20 protein-coding genes are annotated in these 19,745 nt (G+C 63.8%); 12 read left to right on the top strand and 8 right to left on the bottom strand.

Annotation, left to right across the window (positions count from 1 at the left end; translation table 11 throughout):
* Positions 1 to 44: 44 nt before the first annotated feature.
* The 8 genes from FAZ97_RS28290 to FAZ97_RS28255 all read left to right on the top strand — a co-directional run bounded on the left by FAZ97_RS28290 (position 45) and on the right by FAZ97_RS28255 (position 9,948).
* On the top strand, positions 45 to 1,112 hold the full coding sequence (locus tag FAZ97_RS28290; protein WP_158762010.1) for an ABC transporter permease: 1,068 nt from the start codon (positions 45 to 47) through the stop codon (positions 1,110 to 1,112).
* A gap of 3 nt (positions 1,113 to 1,115) precedes the next feature.
* On the top strand, positions 1,116 to 2,174 hold the full coding sequence (locus FAZ97_RS28285; protein WP_199272176.1) for a Gfo/Idh/MocA family protein: 1,059 nt from the start codon (positions 1,116 to 1,118) through the stop codon (positions 2,172 to 2,174).
* The gene (gene apnL, locus FAZ97_RS28280) at positions 2,171 to 4,129 is read left to right on the top strand and encodes a D-apionate lactonase (RefSeq protein ID WP_158762008.1); all 1,959 of its coding nucleotides are present in this window, start codon (positions 2,171 to 2,173) and stop codon (positions 4,127 to 4,129) included. The genes FAZ97_RS28285 and apnL overlap by 4 nt, the downstream gene beginning before the upstream one ends.
* 139 nt (positions 4,130 to 4,268) lie before the next feature.
* Positions 4,269 to 5,624, top strand: a complete 1,356-nt coding sequence (locus tag FAZ97_RS28275; protein WP_158762006.1) for an MFS transporter — start codon at positions 4,269 to 4,271, stop codon at positions 5,622 to 5,624.
* Between the two features lie 38 nt (positions 5,625 to 5,662).
* Positions 5,663 to 6,493, top strand: coding sequence for a phosphogluconate dehydrogenase C-terminal domain-containing protein (locus tag FAZ97_RS28270; RefSeq protein WP_158762005.1), 831 nt, complete (start codon positions 5,663 to 5,665; stop codon positions 6,491 to 6,493).
* 20 nt (positions 6,494 to 6,513) lie between these two features.
* Positions 6,514 to 7,761, top strand: coding sequence for a ribulose-bisphosphate carboxylase large subunit family protein (locus FAZ97_RS28265; RefSeq protein WP_158762003.1), 1,248 nt, complete (start codon positions 6,514 to 6,516; stop codon positions 7,759 to 7,761).
* A gap of 8 nt (positions 7,762 to 7,769) precedes the next feature.
* A complete protein-coding gene (oiaK, locus tag FAZ97_RS28260; protein WP_158762001.1) occupies positions 7,770 to 9,149 on the top strand; it encodes a 3-oxo-isoapionate kinase OiaK in 1,380 nt (459 codons plus the stop codon).
* A gap of 85 nt (positions 9,150 to 9,234) precedes the next feature.
* On the top strand, positions 9,235 to 9,948 hold the full coding sequence (locus FAZ97_RS28255; RefSeq protein WP_158761999.1) for a transcriptional regulator NanR: 714 nt from the start codon (positions 9,235 to 9,237) through the stop codon (positions 9,946 to 9,948).
* A 28-nt stretch (positions 9,949 to 9,976) separates the two neighbouring features.
* Here the strand turns inward: FAZ97_RS28255 and FAZ97_RS28250 are convergent, their stop codons facing one another.
* Positions 9,977 to 11,008 (bottom strand): NAD(P)H-quinone oxidoreductase, encoded by a 1,032-nt coding sequence (locus FAZ97_RS28250; protein ID WP_158761997.1) that lies wholly within the window; start codon positions 11,006 to 11,008, stop codon positions 9,977 to 9,979.
* 151 nt (positions 11,009 to 11,159) lie between these two features.
* Here FAZ97_RS28250 and FAZ97_RS28245 point away from each other — a divergent pair, with 151 nt between their 5' ends.
* A complete protein-coding gene (locus tag FAZ97_RS28245) occupies positions 11,160 to 12,044 on the top strand; it encodes a LysR family transcriptional regulator (RefSeq protein WP_158761996.1) in 885 nt (294 codons plus the stop codon).
* A 48-nt stretch (positions 12,045 to 12,092) separates the two neighbouring features.
* On the opposite strand, the gene FAZ97_RS28240 is transcribed toward FAZ97_RS28245, so the two are convergent.
* On the bottom strand, positions 12,093 to 12,329 hold the full coding sequence (locus FAZ97_RS28240; protein WP_158761994.1) for a hypothetical protein: 237 nt from the start codon (positions 12,327 to 12,329) through the stop codon (positions 12,093 to 12,095).
* 398 nt (positions 12,330 to 12,727) lie between these two features.
* Here FAZ97_RS28240 and FAZ97_RS28235 point away from each other — a divergent pair, with 398 nt between their 5' ends.
* Together FAZ97_RS28235 and FAZ97_RS28230 are read left to right on the top strand one after the other, a co-directional pair.
* Complete coding sequence (locus FAZ97_RS28235) at positions 12,728 to 13,924, top strand: succinylglutamate desuccinylase/aspartoacylase family protein (protein WP_158761992.1); 1,197 nt, start codon at positions 12,728 to 12,730, stop codon at positions 13,922 to 13,924.
* Positions 13,925 to 14,124: 200 nt separating this feature from the next.
* Positions 14,125 to 14,454, top strand: coding sequence for a hypothetical protein (locus FAZ97_RS28230; protein WP_158761990.1), 330 nt, complete (start codon positions 14,125 to 14,127; stop codon positions 14,452 to 14,454).
* 427 nt (positions 14,455 to 14,881) lie between these two features.
* Here the strand turns inward: FAZ97_RS28230 and rpsU are convergent, their stop codons facing one another.
* The 5 genes from rpsU to FAZ97_RS28205 form a co-directional block, all read right to left on the bottom strand.
* Positions 14,882 to 15,094, bottom strand: a complete 213-nt coding sequence (gene rpsU, locus FAZ97_RS28225; protein WP_158761989.1) for a 30S ribosomal protein S21 — start codon at positions 15,092 to 15,094, stop codon at positions 14,882 to 14,884.
* A gap of 107 nt (positions 15,095 to 15,201) precedes the next feature.
* Positions 15,202 to 15,468, bottom strand: a complete 267-nt coding sequence (infA, locus tag FAZ97_RS28220) for a translation initiation factor IF-1 (protein ID WP_158761987.1) — start codon at positions 15,466 to 15,468, stop codon at positions 15,202 to 15,204.
* A gap of 425 nt (positions 15,469 to 15,893) precedes the next feature.
* A complete protein-coding gene (locus FAZ97_RS28215; protein ID WP_158761985.1) occupies positions 15,894 to 16,118 on the bottom strand; it encodes a hypothetical protein in 225 nt (74 codons plus the stop codon).
* A gap of 278 nt (positions 16,119 to 16,396) precedes the next feature.
* A complete protein-coding gene (locus FAZ97_RS28210; protein WP_028208954.1) occupies positions 16,397 to 16,600 on the bottom strand; it encodes a cold-shock protein in 204 nt (67 codons plus the stop codon).
* A 266-nt stretch (positions 16,601 to 16,866) separates the two neighbouring features.
* The gene (locus tag FAZ97_RS28205; protein WP_158761983.1) at positions 16,867 to 17,778 is read right to left on the bottom strand and encodes a LysR family transcriptional regulator; all 912 of its coding nucleotides are present in this window, start codon (positions 17,776 to 17,778) and stop codon (positions 16,867 to 16,869) included.
* Between the two features lie 205 nt (positions 17,779 to 17,983).
* Here FAZ97_RS28205 and FAZ97_RS28200 point away from each other — a divergent pair, with 205 nt between their 5' ends.
* Complete coding sequence (locus FAZ97_RS28200; protein ID WP_158761981.1) at positions 17,984 to 18,733, top strand: SDR family NAD(P)-dependent oxidoreductase; 750 nt, start codon at positions 17,984 to 17,986, stop codon at positions 18,731 to 18,733.
* A 33-nt stretch (positions 18,734 to 18,766) separates the two neighbouring features.
* Here FAZ97_RS28200 and FAZ97_RS28195 read toward each other — a convergent pair whose 3' ends face one another.
* Positions 18,767 to 19,633, bottom strand: a complete 867-nt coding sequence (locus FAZ97_RS28195; RefSeq protein ID WP_158761979.1) for a sulfite exporter TauE/SafE family protein — start codon at positions 19,631 to 19,633, stop codon at positions 18,767 to 18,769.
* Positions 19,634 to 19,745: the final 112 nt, after the last annotated feature.

Below are 19,745 nucleotides of genomic sequence, written 5' to 3'. Positions count from 1 at the left end.
ACCACGGTTACAACGTTTAGCCTGCATTCATCTGGAGAGTGTTCATGTCGCTGGCCATCAAGAGCACGGCCCCGGGAGCGAGCTTCAGCGAGGCGCCGCTGCTCCTGCTGCTGAAGCTGCGCACGTTTATCGCGTTGTTCGCGGTCGTGATCTTCTTTTCGTTCGCCGCGCACAATTTCCTGAGCATCGAGAACTTGCTCATCATGTCGCGGCATGTCGCGCTCAATGCCTTCCTCGCGATTGGCATGACGTTCGTGATCGTCGCGGGCGGCATCGACCTTTCGGTGGGTTCGGTCGTGGGTCTTTCGGGCATGGTGGCCGGAGGGCTGATTCTCCGGGGCATTCCCATCGGCAGCGAGTACACGTTGTTTTTAAGCGTGCCCGCCGTGATCGGCGTGGCGCTGCTCGTGGGCGTGCTGGTGGGCGCCATCAACGGCTTGCTCATTACGCGCCTGAACGTTGCGCCGTTCATCGCGACGCTCGGCACGCTCTATATCGCGCGGGGCGCCGCCTTGCTTTCCTCGGGTGGCGAAACCTTCCCGAATCTCACCGGCAATCCCGCCTACGGCACGAGCGGCTTCCCGATTCTCGGCAGCGCGACGATACTCGGCATTCCGCTCACGGTGTGGCTGCTGGTCGCGGTGGGCGTCATCGCAGCCTATATCGCGGCGCGCACGCCGCTTGGCCGGCAGATCTACGCGGTCGGCGCCAACGAGCGCGCCGCCCAGCTCTCGGGCGTGCGCGTGAATCGCGTGAAGATGTTCGTCTATATGTTCTCGGGATTCTGCGCGGCGATCGTCGGGTTGATCATTTCGTCCGAACTGGTCGCCTCGCACCCCATGAGCGGCGAGACATTCGAACTCAATGCAATCGCGGCGGCCGTGCTGGGCGGCACGTCGATGTCGGGCGGACGCGGCAAGATCGGCGGCACCATCGTCGGCGCGTTCGTGATCGGCATGCTTTCCGATGGGCTCGTGATGATGGGCGTGAGTTCGTTCTGGCAAACGGTGATCAAGGGCGTCGTGATCGTGGCGGCGGTGGTTGTCGACCAGATCCAGCGGCGCGCGCAGCAACGCTTCGCGCTGCAAAAGCAGGCTGCGACGGGAGCCTGACCGATGAGTGCAACGATGGGGACGACCCAGTCGCAATTGAAGGGCGCGTTGATAGGCTGCGGTTTCTTCTCGCTCAATCATCTGCATGCGTGGCAGGACATCGACGGCGCGCGGATCGTGGCGCTGTGCGACGCGAACCGCGCGCGTCTGGACGAGGTGGGCGAGCGCTTTCGCATCGAGCGGCGTTACACGGACGCCGCCACGATGCTGCGCGAAGAGCGGCTCGACTTCGTCGATATCGCGACCACCGTGCCGAGTCACCGCGCACTCGTGGAGCTGGCGGCGGCGGCCGGCGTGGCCACGATCTGCCAGAAGCCGTTCGCTTCCACGCTCGCCGATGCGCGCGCGATGGTCCAAACGTGCCGCGAGGCGGGCGTGCCGCTCATGGTCCACGAAAACTTTCGCTGGCAAAGCGCGATTCAGGCCGTGGGCAGGGCGCTGCGCGAGGGGGCGATCGGGCAGCCGTTCTGGGGCCGCGTGTCGTTTCGTTCTGCGTACGATGTGTTTAGCGGCCAGCCTTATCTGGCGCAGGGCGAGCGCTTTATCGTCGAGGATCTCGGCATCCATATTCTCGATATCGCGCGCTTTCTGTTCGGCGACGTGGCGCGTGTGAGCGCCACGACCGCGCGCGTGAATCCTTCGATTCGCGGCGAGGACGCCGCGACGATCCTGCTGGCGCACGCAAACGGCGTGAGCAGCGTGGTGGATTGCAGCTATGCGACCCAGTTGCCGCGCGAACTGTTTCCGCAGACGCTAATTGAAGTCGACGGCGCTCACGGCACGCTGCGGCTGCTGGCCGATTACCAGTTGCAGATCCACACGCGCGCAGGCACGGAACTGCGCGACGTCGCACCGCGTGCGCTCTCATGGACGAGCGAGCCCTGGGTGGCGATCCAGGGCAGTGTGTTCAGCATCCAGTCGCATTGGGTGGATTGCCTGCGGCGCGGCGTGGAGCCTGCCACGAGCGGTCGCGACAATCTGCGCACGCTCGAGCTGGTGGAGGCCACGTATGTTTCGGCGCGCGAGGGGCGCAGCGTCGTGCCGGGCGAGACGGCGTCATGAGCGCGGGCACCGTCTACTACGGCACGGCGCAGCCGGTTGCGCCAATGCGCCGCCTGAGCTCGGGGCCGTGGTCGGCGACGCTGATCGACGGCGCGCTGCATGACATTCGCTATAACGGCGTCGAGGTGATACGCGCCGTGTCGTTTCTCGTGCGCGACAAGGACTGGGGCACCTGTCGTCCCGACATCGAGCGTATCGAAGTCGAAGAGACGGCGGCCGCCTTTCACGTCGCGTATCAAGCGCACTGCGCGAATCCGGAGGGCGACGCGCTGAGCTTTGTGCTCACCATGGCGTGCGCAGCCGATGGCGCGCTCACGTTGCGCGGCGACGTCGCCGTACAGGCCGATTTCCTGGCGGCGCGCTGCGGATTTTGCGTGCTGCATCCGATCGAAGGCGTAGCCGGTGCGCCTGCGCGCGTGGCGCATGGCGACGGGAGTGGCGAAAGCGCGTCGTTCCCGGCGCTGATCGATCCGTGGCAGCCGTTCAAGGATATCGCGGCGATCGAGCACGACCTGCCGAACGGTTTGACGGTGCGTTGCGCGTTCACGGGCGACGTGTTCGAGATGGAGGACCAGCGCAACTGGTCCGACGCTTCGTTCAAGACCTATTCGCGCCCGCTTGAATTGCCGTGGCCGTACACGCTGGAAAAAGGCACGTCGTTCGCGCAGACGGTGACGCTGAGCGTGAGTGGGACCAACGATGCGGCGAACGCGGCTCAAACGGCGAGCGAGCCTCGTGCACTCAAGTTCGAAATCGGGCCGCCTGACATGGCGCTGGCGGAAGCGATGCCCGCGATCGGTGTAGCGATCGCCGCGCATGATGCGCAAGCGACACTCGCCAAGCTCGCCTTGCTTGCTGAACTCGGGCCGCAGCAATTGACGTTGAGCTTCGATCCGCTTGCAGGCGAAGGCGTGGCCGAACTCGAGCGCTTTGCGCAGTTGCAGCGCGAAAGCGGCGTGCCGTCTGTGCTGGAGTTTGCCTTGCCGGGTGTAGAGGCGCCGCGTGTGGAACTCTCGCGCCTCGCCGCCCAGATCGACCAGGCGGGCCTCACTTTAACGGGCATTGTCGTGAGTCCGGCCGTGCATCGGCAGTCGGACCCGCCTGGCAGCGTGAGCCCGCCGTGTCCGGCGCTCGACGAGGTTTATCGCGAGGCGCGCCGAGCGTTCCCTGAGCTACGCCTTGGCGGCGGCATGCTGAGCTATTTCACGGAGCTGAACCGCAAGCGGCCGCCGCTTGAGATGGTCGATTGGGTCACCCATGCGACCTGTCCGATCGTGCATGCCGCCGACGATCGCAGCGTCATGCAGACGCTCGAAGCCATTCCCCACATCACACGCTCGTGCCGCGCGCTGATCGGCGAGCGTCCCTATGCGATCGGTCCGGTCTCGATCGGCATGCGGCAGAACCCCTATGGTTCGCGCGTGATGCCGAATCCCGCACACGAGCGCATCGCCATGACCGCTGACGATCCGCGTCAGCGCGCGCTATTCGGCGCGGCCTGGCTCGCCGGATACGCGGCGGCGCTCACGGGCGCGCGAATCGAAACGCTCACGCTCGGTGCGTTGAGCGGTCCGCGCGGGCTTGCCGAAACGCAAGGCAGCGCGCCCGTCCGCTATCCGGTTTTCGATGTCGCGAAGGCATTGGCCCGCATGGCGGGAGCGCCGCGTTTGCGAGTCACGGCACGCGGCGACGCAGCCGGCATCGCGTGCCTCGCGGCGCGCCACGAGGACGGCACGATCGAACTCGTGCTCGCCAATCTGACGAGCGAGCCAGGCGACGTTCAACTCGAATTCGACGAGACGATGTGCGCGCCGCTGCGTGCCGTCAGCCTCGACGAATGCACGTTGAGCGGACAACGCGAGACACGCGCGCCGTGGACCCTGCCGCCGCGTGGAGCGCTCACGCTGCGTCCGTTTGCCTGTGTGTTCGCGTCGTCGCGCGCAGCGTTGGGGTAGCGTCCGCCGCCCGTCAGCGCGGCGGCGTAGCGGTGTGTCGGTGGAAATACCAGGTGTAGTCGTTCCGTCCTAGTGGTCTACTCATCATACCAGCACATATGATCTGTTATTCAAAAGCAGATCTCGCGGGAGCAAACGCATGCAAGCCGTTTCAGGAAAAGCCGAATCCGCTTTCGAACGCCCGACAATCCGCAAGGTCTCGCTGCGCCTCGTGCCGTTCGTCGCTTTGATGTTCTTCATCAACTTCCTCGACCGCACCGCGATCTCGTTCGCCGGCCCGAACGGCATGGCGCACGACCTCGGGCTCGACGCGGCGCAGTTCGGCTTTGCAGCGGGCGTGTTCTTCATTGGCTACATCTTTCTCGAAGTGCCGAGCAACCTGGCGCTGCATCGCTACGGCGCGCGCCGCTGGCTCGCCCGCATCATGGTGACGTGGGGCGTCGTCGCGCTCCTGCTCGCGTGGGTGAACAGCGCGACTTCGCTCTATGCGCTGCGCTTCCTGCTGGGCGTGGCAGAGGCGGGCTTTTTCCCCGGCGCGATCCTCTTTCTCAGCAACTGGGTGCCGCAGCGTCATCGCAGCCATATCCTCGCGCTGTTCTATCTCGCGCAGCCGCTCACCATTGTGATCGGTGCGCCGTTCGCCGCGCTGCTCATCGGGGCGCACGGCCTGTTCGGTCTCGCCGGCTGGCGCGTGATGTTCATCGGCGTGGCCTTGCCCGCCATCGTGGTGGGCGTGGTCGCGTGGTTCTATTTGAGCGACCGTCCCGCGCAGGCGCGCTGGCTCACACGCGACGAACAGGCGTGGCTCACGGCGGAACTCGAAGCCGAGGCGCGCGCGAAAGAAGCGGGTGCCGTGCGCCACGGCGCACATGCGGGCGCGGCCCTGCTGAGCCCGCGCGTGTGGATGTTTTCGCTGATGTACTTCGGCCTTGTCTATGGCCTCTATGCCCTCGCGTTTTTCCTGCCGACCATCATCGGCGGATTCGAAGGCCAGTTCGGCACGCATTTCAACGTGTTCCAGAAAGGGCTCATCACGGCCATTCCGTATCTGCCCGCCGCCATCGCGCTCTTCGTCTGGAGCCGCGACGCCACGCGCCGCGGCGTGCGCGGCTGGCACGTCGGCATTCCCGCGCTGCTCGGCGCGCTGAGCATTCCGCTCGCGCTCTACATGACGTCGCCGGCCGCCAGCATTGCCGTCATCACGGTGACGGCTTGCGCCGTGTTCGCCGCGCTGCCGTGCTTCTGGACGCTGCCGGCCCGCTCGCTCTCGGGCGCGGGCGCCGCTGCGGGCATCGCGCTCATCAATACGGTCGGCAACGTGGCGGGCTTCGTCGCGCCCTACGTGACGGGCGCCATGCACGATGCGACCGGCTCCTACCACGCGCCGATGTTCGTCGTCGGCGCCCTGATGCTGCTGAGCGCCGTGCTCGCGCTGGCCTTTGCCCGCGAGCCGCGCGCGTCGCGCGGGCGCGAGCGCGCGCTCGCCGCGAACTGATTGAAACCGAACTCACGGACCTTGCAAGGAGGATGAGCATGAAAGAGAAAATTGCGCTGTTTGGCGCGGGCGGAAAGATGGGCTTTCGCCTCTCGGGCAACCTGCGGAAGTCGGACTACCGCGTGGCGCACGTGGAAGTCGGCGAGGCGGGCCGCAAGCGGCTCAAGGACGAGCTGAACATCGACTGCGTGCCGGTCGAAGCGGCGCTCGACGGCGCCCAGGTCGTGATTCTCGCCGTGCCCGATACGCTGATCGGCAAGCTGAGCCACGAGATCTCGCCCATGCTGAAGGCCGGCACAATGGTGATGACGCTCGACGCCGCCGCGCCGTTCGCGGGCCATTTGCCAGAGCGGCCCGATCTCACGTACTTCGTGGCGCACCCGTGCCATCCGATCATCTTCAACTACGATGTCGATGAAAAGTCGCTTCACGATCATTTCGGTGGCGCATACGCGAAGCAGTCGATCACGAGCGCGCTGATGCAGGGCCCGGATGCGGCGTTCGATCTCGGCGAGGATGTGGCGAAAACGATCTACGCGCCGATTCTGCGGTCCTACCGCCTGAGCGTGGACCAGATGGCGATGCTGGAGCCCGGCCTGTCCGAAACGGTGTGCGCGACGCTCCTGTACGTGATGCGCGAGGCGATGGACGAGACCATCAAGCGCGGTGTGCCCAAGGAGGCCGCGCGCGACTTCCTGCTCGGCCACATGAACATCCTGAGCGCGGTGATCTTCAACGAGATACCCGGCGCGTTCTCCGACGCCTGCAACAAGGCGATCGAATTCGGCAAGCCGCGCCTCATGCGCGACGACTGGAAGGGCGTATTCGACCGCGCCGAGATTGCCGAGAGCATTCGCCGTATCACCTGACCCGAAACAGGAATCGCATCGTGACAGAACGCATTCACGCGACTTACTGGCTGGAAACCGGCGATGATCCGCGCCGTGCCGCCGACGTTATCGCCGGAGAACAGTCGAGCGGCACTTTCGTCGCACTGCCAAACGAAACGCCCGAGCTGAAGGCGCGCTCGGGCGCGCGGGTCGAGCGGCTCGACGTGCTCGAAAGCGTCGATGCGCCGAGCCTGGCTGGCGGCATGCGCTCGCAAACCTATACGCGCTGCACGCTCGAACTCTCCTGGCCGATCGAGAACTTCGGCGCGTCCCTGCCGAATCTGATGTCGACCATTGCGGGCAATCTGTTCGAACTGCGCCAGGTGTCGGGCTTGAGGCTTACCGGGCTGCGACTGCCCGATTCGTTCGCGGCGGCGTATCCGGGACCGGCGTTCGGCATCGCCGGCACGCGCCGGCTTACGGGCGTGGCGCACGGTCCGCTGATCGGCACCATCATCAAACCTAGCGTGGGGCTTTCGCCCGAGGAAACCGCGCAGCAGGTGCGCGAACTCGTGCAAGGCGGCATCGACTTTATCAAGGACGACGAACTACAGGCCGACGGCCCGCATTGTCCCTTCGACGAACGCGTGAAGGCCGTGATGCGCGTGGTCAACGAGCACGCCGAACGCACCGGCAAAAAGGCCATGGTGGCGTTCAATCTCACGGGCGACCTCGACCAGATGCGCCGCCGCCACGATCTCGTGCTCGCGCACGGCGGGACCTGTGTGATGGCCGTGCTCAATTCGGTGGGGATCGTCGGGCTGCATGAATTGCGGCGGCATTCGCAGCTGCCCATCCACGCGCATCGGGCGGGCTGGGGCTACCTCTCGCGCAGCCCGGCGCTCGGTTGGGACTACGCACCGTGGCAGATGATCTGGCGTCTCGCCGGAGCGGACCATATGCACGTGAACGGGTTGCGCAACAAGTTCAGCGAACCCGACGACAGCGTGATCGCCGCGGCGCGCGCCGTGCTCGCGCCGGTCATGGAAAGCGCGCCGATGCCCGCCATGCCCGTTTTCAGCTCGGGGCAGACCGGCCTGCAGGCCGCAGATACCTATGCCGCGCTCGGCGGCCGCGCGGATCTGATCCACACGGCAGGCGGTGGCATCTTCGGGCACCCGCAGGGCGTGGCGGCGGGCGTCGATGCGCTGCGCGAAGCCTGGTGCGCCGCCATCGAGGGCGTGCCGCTCGCGCAGCACGCGCAACAGCACGCGTCCTTGCGCGCGGCGCTCGGCTTCTGGAAGTGAGCGTGGGTATGGCTGAAACTGCACATGCTTCCTTGCCTGCGGGCCTGCTGCTGGCGTACTACGGCGACGACTTCACAGGCTCGACGGACGCAATGGAAGCCATGACGGCCGCGGGCGTTCCCACCATCCTGTTTCTCGATACGCCGACGCCCGAGGCGCTCGCGCGCTTTCCCGAGGCGCGCTGCGTCGGCATCGCGGGATCGTCGCGCGGGCGCAGCGCCACGTGGATGCGCGATGCGCTGCCGCCGGCGTTCGCGAGCCTCGCGGCGCTCGGCGCGCCAGTGCTGCAGTACAAGGTGTGCTCCACGTTCGACTCGTCGCCGGAGGTGGGGTCGATAGGCGCCGCGATCGACATCGGCGTGCGGCATATGCCGGGCCGCTGGTCGCCGATGGTGATCGGCGCGCCGCGGCTCAAGCGTTATCAGGTATTCGGCAATCTCTTCGCTGCCGTCGATGGCGTGGGCTATCGGCTCGACCGTCACCCGACCATGGCGCGCCACCCCGTCACGGCAATGGACGAGGCCGATCTGCGCCGCCATCTCGCGCGGCAAACGGCGCGCCGCATCGAACTCGTCGATATGCTTCAGCTGCGCGCCGGGGAAGGTTCAGCGCGCATCGGGATGCTGTCGGCAGAAGACACGCCGGTCGTGCTGATCGACGTGCTCGACGACGAGACCCTGGCGGCGGCGGGGCAACTCGTGTGGGAAGCGCGCGGGGAGGGTGTGTTCACGGCGTCGTCGTCGGGACTGCAGTACGCATTGGCAGCTTACTGGCGCTCGCGCGGCTGGCTGCCCGCGGCACCTTCCTTGCCTGCCGCCGGTGCGGTCGAGGCGATTGCCGTGGTGAGCGGCAGTTGCTCACCCGTGACGGCGGCGCAGATCGGCTGGGCGCGTGAGCACGGCTTTCACGTCGAGCGGCTCGATCTCTTGCGTGCGCTCGATCCGCAGGCGGGCCACGCTGAAATCGAACGGGCCGCCGATGCGGCTGTGCAGGCCATTCGCCGCGGGCGCAGCGCCATCGTGCATAGCGCGGAAGGTCCGGACGACCCGGTCGTGCGCGGCTTCGACGACATTGCGCACCGCGTGGGACGCCCGCGCGAGGACGCCGCCCGGGAGGTCGGCCGCGCGCTCGCGGAGGTGATGCGGCGCATGCTCGATCGCACGGCTGTCTCGCGCGTGGTCGTGGCGGGCGGTGACAGCTCGGGCGAAGTGGCGAGCGCGCTGGGCATCGACGCGCTCAGCGTGGCGGCGGGCGTGGCGCCCGGCGCGCCGCTGTGCCGGGCCTGGTCGAGCGTCGCGGCACGAGACGGCCTCGAAATCGTGCTCAAGGGCGGACAGATCGGCCATGCCGACTTCTTTGGCGCCGTGCGGGCAGGCGAGGCGAGATGACCCGGCGCTGAGGTGGCGATGCATTGGTGGCCGGTGGCGCTGTGTGGTATTGTCATTACACCAGACGTTTACAAGCACCACTGCAATGGCCGAGATCATTCCACGCCGCAAGCTCTACCAGGAAGTCGTCGATCGGCTCATGGAACGCATTCGCGCGGGCGAGATTGCGCCGGGTGCGCAGTTGCCGTCCGAACGCGAATTGATGGAGATCTACGGCGTAGGGCGGCCGGCGGTGCGCGAGGCGCTGCAGGCGCTCGAGCGTTCCGGCATCGTCGAGATCGTGCATGGCGAGCGTGCACGCGTGGTCGTGCCGACGGCGGACCGGCTGATCGCCCAGATCGCGGGCGGGGCGCTGCATCTGCTGCGCACCCAGCCCGACATGCTCGAGCATCTGAAGCACGCGCGGCTCTTTCTCGAAACCGGCACGGCTCGCATGGCGGCCGAACGGGCCACGGAAGAGGACGTTGCGCGCCTGCAGTTGAGCGTGGCGCAGCATCGCGCTTCCATGGTCAACCTGGCCGAATTCATCGAGCGCGACATGGCCTTTCATCGCGAGATCGCGAAGATCAGCGGCAATCCCATCTTTCCGTCGATCGTGGAGTCGCTGTTTCGTTGGGCGGGCGAATACTATCAGCCGCTCGTGCGCGCGCCAGGTGTCGAGGAGCTGACGCTCACCGAGCATCAGCGCATTGTCGATGCCATCGCGGCCCATGACGGCGACGCCGCCGAAGCCGCGATGCGCGCCCACCTCACGCGCGCCAACGAGCTTTATCGCACGCACGGCCGGAAGACGCCCTGACGCGCCTGCCGGGCACGCGCGCGAGCCTTCAATCGATGAGGCCGGCGCCTGTCGTGAGGACGATCTTGCCAAAGTGCGTGCCGGAATCGATCAGCTCGTGCGCGCCGCGCGCATCGGCAAGCGCAAAGGTCTTGTAGACGACCGGCTTGATGTTGCCGCTCTCGATGAGCGGCCAGACGTGGCGCCCCAGTTCGCTGATGATGGTTGCCTTGTCCGCAGCGGTACGCGAGCGCAATGTCGAGCCCAGATGCGTCAGACGCTTGGTCAACATCGGCACGAGGTTGAGTTCCTTTGCCGGTCCCTTGATCACGCCCACCTGGACGATCCGGCCGTCCATCGCGGCAGCTTCGTAGTTCCTGCCCACGTAGTCGCCGGCAATGATGTCGAGGATCACGTCGACGCCTCGCTCATCGGTAGACCGCTTCGTTTCGGACACGAAATCGTTCTCGCGGTAATCAATCGCGACGTCCGCGCCCAGCGCGAGACTGGCCTCGCGGTGCGCCTGCGAGCCCACGGTCGTGATGATCTTCGCAGCGCCAAAGGCCTTCGCCAGCATGGTCGCCGTCGTGCCGATTCCTGAGGCGCCGCCGTGGATCAACACGGATTCGCCCGCAGCGAACTTGCCGCGCTGGAACAGGTTCAGCCATACCGTCATGAACGTCTCGGGCATGGCCCCCGCTTCCACCAGCGTCAGACCTTTGGGGACACGCATGGTATTGCAGGCGTGCGCGACTGCGTACTCCGCATAGCCACCGCCGGGAATCAGCGCGCAGACCAGGTCGCCGAGGCGGAATTGGGTCACGTCCGCGCCAGTCGCAACCACTTGACCCGCTACTTCGAGCCCAGGAATGTCCGAAGCGCCGGGGGGCGGATCATACAGCCCCTTGCGCTGGAACACGTCCGGTCCATTGACGGCTGCTGCGTGGATGCGAATCAGAACCTCGTCGGCGGCCGGCACCGGCACCGGGCGCGTCGTCGGCACCAGGACCTCCGGGCCGCCGGGTTGTTCGATTTCGATGGCCGTCATCGTTGACGGTACGGAAACAGTTGAAGCAGACATCGATACCACCCCTTCTACGGATGAGGCTCGTTTGATCCGGCCGGACCACCTGACGAGCAACTCTTGAAGTCAGTATATGGCTCGACATCGATGAATTCGCGCAGCATTATTCGCGTCATGGGATGCAAATTTGCATCAGGAGGCGGCTGCGATGAACTGGGACGACGCACGCGTGTTTCTTGCGGTGGAGCGCGAAAAAACGCTCCGTGGAGCGGCCCGAACGCTCAATCTCGATCAGGCGACGGTCGGCAGGCGAATCGCGGCGCTGGAGCATGCGCTGCGCGCTACGCTCTTTCTGCGCACCTCCGAGGGCTATGCGTTGACCACCGCCGGCGAGGCCGCGCTGAAATCGGCGGAAAAGATGGAGCACGCCGCGCACGAGCTCGTCAGGCGAACTCAAGGCACCGATACGCGGCTTGCGGGAGATGTCAGAGTGACCAGCACCGACTCTATCGCGCTGGAATTCCTGCTTCCCGCCATCGAGCGGTTGCACGCCGTGCATCCGGAAGTGCGCGTGCTGCTCGACACGTCGACGCGCATGCTGAATCTGGCCAAGCGTGAAGCCGATATCGCGGTGCGCTCGGTGCGGCCGGATAACCCCGATCTTGTCGCGCGGCGCCTTGTGCGATGGCCGATGGCGCTCTTCGCCTCGCATGCGTACCTCGCGCAGCACGGCAAGCCCGTAGTGGGCTCCGCGTTTGCGGGCCACGATCTCGTCGTCTATCAGGGAAGCTGGACAGGGCAACGCTCACAGACGCTTGCCGGCGAACCGATACACGCGGGCCGCATCGTGTCGACCTTCAATACCAGCCTCATGCTGCGCAGCGCGGTCAAGGCCGGCATCGGCATGGGCGAGCTTCCGATCCATCTGGGCGAACACGACGGACTCGTGCAGATATGGCCGGAACCCGCACGTGGCGCTGTCTACGAAATCTGGCTCGTCACGCATCAAGACCTTCGGCACACCGCACGCATCACAGCGATGATCGAGTACATCGTCGCCGCGTTCGAAGATCGCGCGATCCACACGCAATAAGCACGCGTAGCCACGGTTGAACGGTCGATCGATCCGCGAGCGATCCGGTTAACTCAACGCTGTGGCTGCAATGCTCGCCGATGACTCACCGGGCACACACGCCTTCGCAGGAACGTCGGCGGCCGCGTTTGCTGCGTGAGCACAGGACTCGGTTTCGACAGGCTCGATGGCAGCGGCAAGACCCGTTGCTTGCCGCGCATGGCGCTCAAACAAGGCCTTAAGTTCGGGGCGCAGTCCATCGCCGCGTTGAGCCGCGAGCGCGTGAAGCGAGAGAAACGGCAACATGATCGGACTCCAGTCGATGAAGGGGCGAGCGCATTGCCGATGACCGGATTGGCGACCGGGCACGCGCACCAGGCATCTGATTCGGGCGCACCGTTCTTCGTCCGTCGACCTTCTCTAATGTGCGCCTGTGTGGACACGTTACGTCGGCCGGCCTCGCGCCGGCACTCCGATTCTTGCTGCCTGATTGCTGTGAGCACGCGGCAACGCCGATTGCGAGCGGCAGGGATGCGGTCCAGCCGTCAGTGCAAGTCTCCACGGACTGGACTACGCTGATGTTGAGCGCGGCCTGGTTGCGACGAGAACCTCTTCAGAACGTTTGGATTCGTCATGCTCACGAATCGCAATCGACGCAGCATGGATTGCGCTTATCTTCACTTTCAATGTATGGAGTCCACGCCATGCCCGGTGAATCGAAGGATGGTGTTGCCCGGCGCGATTTCATCAAGACAGCCGTTGCGCTGGTCGGCGCAACGACTGCACTGGTCGGGCAAAGCGGCGCCGCGAATGCCCAGAGCACGGCCGCGCCTTCGCCAAACGGCCCCACCGGAGGGACGCGCTACACCGGCGATGTGATTCAGGGAAAGAAGGTCATCAGCGCGCTCGACGTCAATGACCTCGAACGCGGCAAGAAGCACATGTTCTATTTCCAGGGCGTGCAGATGCCGACGGGCCAGGATTGGTACGTGTCGGTTATCGTTGTTTGCGGCGCGAGGCCGGGCAAGCGCGTCGCGCTGATCAGCGGCGTGCATGGCGACGAAATGAGCCCGGTGCATATGATACAAACCGTGATTGGCCAACTGGATCCCGCGCAAATGTCGGGTACCGTGCTGGCGGTGCTCGACGTATCGCGTCCCGCGCTCGAAGCGATGGAGCGCCGATGGCCGAATTCGGGACGAGGCGTCGACCTCATCGACATCAACCGTGAATGGCCAGGCAATGAGAACGGCTCCAGTGCGCCGAGCCGTCACGCGGGACTGTTGTTCAACCGGCTCCTGCGGCCGAACGCCGACTACGCACTGGATTTTCATACTGGCACGACCGGGATGGACCTGACCTCATTCAATCTGGCCAGAATGGAACTCGCCGAGCCGCGCGCGATGGCGGAGCTCTTTCCTATCGCGCAGATTTTCGACAATCCTGCGTATCCGACCTTGTTGGCGAATGCGCTAATCGATGTGGGGATTCCAGCCATTACGCCGGAGATTGGCGCTGCGCGCGTCTTCGATTTCGCGTTGATTCCATTGTTCGTCGAGGGCACGATGAATGTGCTCAAGCGCTATGGCGTCGTGTCGGGCCCAATGGGGCGCACCGGGCGCGATGTCGGGATCTTTGTCGGCAATAGCGCGCACACGATCCTGACGACACACGGCGGCTTCGTCGAATTGCTGGTCAAGCTGAACGAGAAGGTCAGGGTGGGGCAAAAAGTGGCGATTCAGCGCAACACGTTTGGCGAAGTGGTCGCGGAATATACAAGCGAGGTTGCGGGCGAGGTGACAGCCCGCCGCAACGATGCCACGGCAGAGCCTCGCATTCCAATCGTGATGATTCTCTATCAGAGCCCGGCCAGAGAAAATCCTGAGGATTACTCAGAATAATCGTGGAGGCCGGTACAAGGCGGTGTGGTCTCTGCCATGAAATTGCGACTAACGGTCTACCGCGCGCCACGCTGCGAAACGACATTCGCGCCAGGGGACGGCATACCGCCCGCAAGACGCCATGCAAGCAACGAAGGGGGCAACATCCAGGCACGAGGTATGCGCGTTGGTTCGCGACGATCTACGGATTGGAGGACCTCATGCATATTCAATCGACCAGTTGGTTTCCGTTGAACCGGTATGCGCCGGTTCGCGAGGGATGGTACGAGGTCCGCCTGGTAAGCGGCGATACGGCATTTGCGAATTTCGCCGCGGGCGAATGGACCGAAAAACCGCTACTCGTCTTCACGCACTGGCGCGGCCTGAGTTCCGATCCGGCCAGGTCCGCCGAAGTCGAGACGATCGATGCGGCAGCGGCGGCAGCGGTCGGCGTACGCGCAGTATGGAATGCGTTCTTTCCTGGTGTTGGCGACGAGCAGCATAAGCCGCTCGACGCGACTCACGACGCAGCGGCGAAAGCGGGCAGGTGAAGTGTGCGGGGTTATACCGACGATGCCGGTCATTCCGGTCGGCGCGAGGATAGCGCGGTGCGGCGAGCGGGATCGCGCTCGGCTCATCAGCAGCATCGAACTTCTCGGCGGCTTCGTGGGCCCCACCACTGCGTTCTCATGAATCGTGTGAATTCGTCACGGCGAGTTGAACGCGCTGTCAGTCGCGCCGCGTACACAAAACGTTCACCGGCCGGCAGCAATCCGGTCATTATCTTCGTGGCGCAGCCCGGATGTTCTTTCCTGGCACTCCCAACGATGTCTGGGGCTGTTTCGCTGGTATTGATCGGCTGGCTGTACTGGGCGATCGTCAAGCGCGGTACATGGCTAAACCGGGCGGGGTGACTCCCGCGTGACCCCGGCTGGGCACTGGACGGCCGTTTCAACACGGCTGTCCAGCCATTGCCGGTCAGTAGCGCTTTTTCGGCGGCAACGACCGTTTGATCTGCTTGCGCAGGCGTGCCACCGCAGCCGCCTTTTTGCGTTTGCGTACTGCGGTGGGTTTTTCATACGCTGTCCGGGCACGAAGCTCCGGAATCAGGCCGGTGCGCTCGATGGCGCGACGGAAACGACGCAATGCAACGTCCACGGGCTCGTCGGGTTTCAGAATTACGGTAGTCAATTTTCTTCCTGGTTGAGATCCAGCAGTCATAGCGGATCGTGATGGGGATGTGCACGCAGCGTCGCGGCGCCGGTAAGGTTCACAGCCGACAGTCGCGTATCGCGCGATCAACGACGGCGAACTGCGGCTCTTTGCGCTGCGCCGCCGCTGCGCTCATCCTTATGACGAAAATTGATTCGTCCTTTCGTGAGATCGTACACCGAGAGTTCCAGCGTGACCCGATCGCCCGCAATGATGCGAATGTGATTCTTGCGCATACGCCCAGAAGCGTACGCCCCTACCATCACCCCATTATCGAGCGTGACGCGGTAGCGGTTGTCCGGCAGCACTTCGTCGACGATACCGTCGAGTTCCAGCAGTTCTTCTTTGGCCATTCAAGGTTCCTGATCAATTGGCGGGACATGGGGTCGGTGCTGCATTGAGGAAGAAGCCGCGAGCGTTGATCGACACGCGCTCGCGCGGTAAGTGAGACGCAGGAAAACTGCTGGGCAGCCCTTGCGTTTCGGGAAGTCATGAACACCGCCTTGTTCGGGCGGCGAATCAGATACGCGAGGGGATGGATTAGACGCGGCGGCTCGCAATACAGGTCTGTTGCGAGTCGGGGCGTGCAGTCCAGCGAGCACGGTTATCGCTCGCCTCACTGGACTATCGATCAAAGGACAATTCGCGGCTATCCAGCACGCGTCTTTTCGGTGCTGTGCGAAACGAACTCACCCTGCATTGTAACCGAAGGGCGCCATTTTCCCCGCCACTATCGGCAGGGCCAGAAGGAATGGTGGGGTCAGTCGTGGCGTCGACTTCAGCCGCGCGTGTCGACCCAGTTGCGTGCCCAGCGTGTCGAATGCTGCAGCGCCTGCTCTTCGCTTGCGAAGTAATCGAGCGAATAGAACTGGTAGCGGCCTTCGGATCGCGCGCTATCGGTGCGTTCGAGCAAGAGGTTCGATGAAAAACTTCCGTCGGGCAAACGATGCGCCGAGGGTTGGACGGCATAGCCGTTGTATTGATGAATTGGTTTGTTCTGCATTTTAATTTTAATGATGTTCGACCAGGCGTGTGCGGTGCGAAATGTGCACGCGCGCGCCGATCCGATGCCATTGCAAGCCGAATCTGAAACAGTCGGAAAGCGAAAAAGAGGCGTTGGAGCCCGAGGGGAGAATGAGGTGCAACGAGGCGTGTGGCGCTTGGCAAGCTGCTGAATAAACAGTGCAGCAAAGAGCAATCGCGCCAACTGTGGGAGACAAGGCTCCGCGAGGGTGTCGCTGCAACCCGGCGTCCGTCGTCGGATGCCGGGCCCTTCAAACTTTACAGCGGCTTGATGTTAGCCGCTTGCAGACCCTTCGGGCCTTGCTTCGTTTCGAAGCTCACCTTCTGATTTTCAGCCAGCGTCTTGAAGCCGTCGCTGCGGATTTCGGAGAAGTGAGCGAACAGGTCGTCGCCGCCCTTGTCCGGGGTGATGAAGCCAAAGCCCTTGCTGTCGTTGAACCACTTAACGGTACCGGTTTCCATGAAGAATCCCTGAGAAAAAACGAAAATTTGCTCTATGAAGGAGCGCCTGAAGCGACAAGGAGGGAGAGGACAACGAATACCGCCGGGTGGCGAGCAATTGATGAACAGCAATCGAACTTCTTGACCTTCGCGCAGCACATTACCGGTTGGGCGAGCACTCGTCAATACCTATCTTGTAACTATTTCGCCATATGGCCCGTTTTGCAGGCGAAGCGATGCGGCCCTGCCTGGCTTCGCCCCGTTGCCTGGCGCGGTGCGCAGGCTGATTACCCGATACCTCGGACCCTGGCGGGAAAGCTTTCGAGAAGCCAGTCGATGAATACCCGCAAACGATGTGTGACGTACCGGTTCTGCGGATATACGACATGAAATGGATACGACGGCGGCCGCCATTTCATCAGTATCTCTACGAGCGACCCTTCGCGAAGCGCTGTATTGGCCGCGTGCGCAAAGGTTTGAACGATGCCGAGTCCCGCGACGCAGGCGGCGAGATGCGCGTTGCTTTCGTTGATGCCAAGCCGGTGTTCGATCTTTATCTCGGTGCGCTCGCCTTTGTGCTCGAATCGAAATGGCATGGCCCTGCCGGTCTGGGTGGAGAGGTAGCCGATCAAGCGATGGCCATTTCTCAACTCATCCGGATAGGCGGGAACGCCATAGTGCTTCAGGTAGGCGGGCGTCGCGCATGTCACCATCGTCGCTTCGCCGATACTGCGCGCGACGAGCGATGAGTTATCGAGCGGGCCGCCCCGGATCACGCAATCGACGTTGTCGCTGATCAGATCGACCGAACGGTCGGCTACACCGAGATCGATTCGAATGTCCGGGTAACGTGTCATGAAGTCCGGAAGCAGGGGAATCAGCACATCTCGTGCGGTCAAGCCGCCTACATCGATGCGCAAATTGCCGCGCGGATTGCTCCGTGCCACGCTGAACGACGAATCGATGTCCTCCAGGTCTCGAAGCACGCGCGTGACCTTGGCATAGTAGTCGTGACCTTCCGGCGTCACGGTGACTCTGCGCGTTGTGCGCTGGAGCAGTTTTACACCGAGGTGGGCCTCGAGTTCCTGAACCAGCTTGCTCATCGTGGTGTTGGGGATGTCCAGGGACTCCGCGGCCCGCGTAAAGCTGCCCGCTTCCACCACGCGGCTGAACGCCCGCATTGCCAGCAACTGATCCATCGCTTACGTACCTCCGAAGCCTGACCGGATGTCATGCGTTCAGATTATACATGGTGGTGGATAGTCATTTCATTGTTTCCATATTTATCAAAAAACCGCTTTTCCCTAAAGTGCTCTTCATGCAGTGCGCGACGGACTCAGGCAGAAACGAACACCACCGTCGAACGCAGTTGCAGAACCCCTTTACCACGAAACGGAGCACATCATGAGCAAGCAACTGAACGGCAAGATCGCACTCGTCACGGGCGGCAGCACGGGCATAGGCCTCGCCGCAGCGCAGGAACTGGCGGAGCAGGGCGCGCGCGTGTTCATCACCGGCCGCCGGCACGCCGAACTCGACGCCGCGGTGGCGGCCATCGGACCGGCGGCCACGGCTATCCGTGCGGACGCCTCCGTATTGTCGGATCTGGACGAGGTCTATGCCCAGATCGCCAAAACGGCCGGCAAGCTCGACATCCTCTTTGCGAATGCCGGCGGCGGGGACATGATGCCGCTCGGCGCTATCACCGAAGAGCATTTCGACCGGATCTTCGGGACCAACGTGCGCGGCGTGCTGTTCACGGTTCAGAAGGCATTGCCGCTGCTGGTCGATGGCGCTTCGGTCATCCTGACGTCGTCCATCACGTCGGTGACGGGGACGGCCAACTTCAGCGTGTATAGCGCGAGCAAGGCGGCCGTGCGCAACTTCGTCCGCTCGTGGGCGCTGGACCTGAAGGATCGGCGTATTCGCGTGAACGTCGTCAGCCCGGGCCCGATCCGCACGCCTGGTCTTGGCGGTCTCGTGCCCGATGAGGCCCGCCAGGGGCTGTACGACGCCCTGGCTGCGCAAGTGCCGCTTGGCCGCTTGGGCGAGCCCGAAGAAATCGGCAAGGCGGTGGCTTTCCTCGCTTCGGACTCGGCTAGTTTCATCAATGGTACCGAGCTGTTCGTCGACGGAGGCATGGCCCAGGTTTGATGGCGGCCATTGGTGGATACGATCGCTCGGTCATCACGCGAAATAGCTGATGCCCGAGACGATCATCAGCAGGTTCACGACACGGGCGAAATGATTGTCCGAGAGCCGCTGATAAAGTGTCATGCCGACTGTGGTGCCGAGCAGCGACGCGGGTATGCAGAGCAGGATCGCGCGATCAAACCCCACCTTGCCGGAAGAGTGGCGCACGAGACTGATCGCCGTGAGGGCGGCCACCTGCATGATCAAGATGAATGGCTGGAACATTGCGCGCTGACGCTCCTTGTTCCAGCCCTTGAAGCCGCACCAGATGGTGACGAACGCGCCGGGAAAACCCGCCGCGCCGCCTGTGACTCCGCCGAGGAATCCGGCAAAGATATCGAAGGCCGCTGCCTGGCGACCGATGACGAGAGGCTTGCGGGCAAGCATGTAGCAACCGTAAAGGACAAGAAATACGCCAAGCACGTGCGTATAGACATGGCGGTCCAGCATCAGCAATACTGTTATGCCAACGGGCAGTCCGACTGCGCCGCCGATCAGGAAGACCGTCAGTTCACGCCATTGGATGGCTCGCTTGAGCGACCAGACCATTGCGGTCTGATTCGCGACACTGCAGACGATCATGATCTGGACGATCTGTACCGGGTCGTTGGACAGATGAAACAGCATGGCGCCGCACACGGCGGAGAAAGCGAATCCTGCAATGCTCGACACGACGGACGCCAAAAGAATGGCGCCGATCACAAGCGCGTTGACGCCACTTTGTGTGGACAACGAAAGGCTGAGTGCAGTGGCAGCCACGAGCGCCGCCCACTGAATTCTGACTTGCCAGATGCGGCTGCGAGGTGGACTCGACGCAGGAGAGGATACGGCGGCGCTTCCAGGCTCAGGTTCGGCATCCATTGCCTTGACCCTCCCGTTTGAATCAGCTCGGAAAGAATTCGCCTTCCCGGCCAGTTGGCACAGGAAAGCATCAGTTGCGGATCGAGTATCGACAATGCACTTGTGGAGAGGG

The sequence above is a fragment of the Paraburkholderia acidiphila genome (assembly GCF_009789655.1).
GTDB lineage: Bacteria > Pseudomonadota > Gammaproteobacteria > Burkholderiales > Burkholderiaceae > Paraburkholderia > Paraburkholderia acidiphila.
The sequence above is the reverse complement of the archived record's forward strand: the minus strand, read 5'-3'. Positions and strand labels throughout refer to the sequence as shown.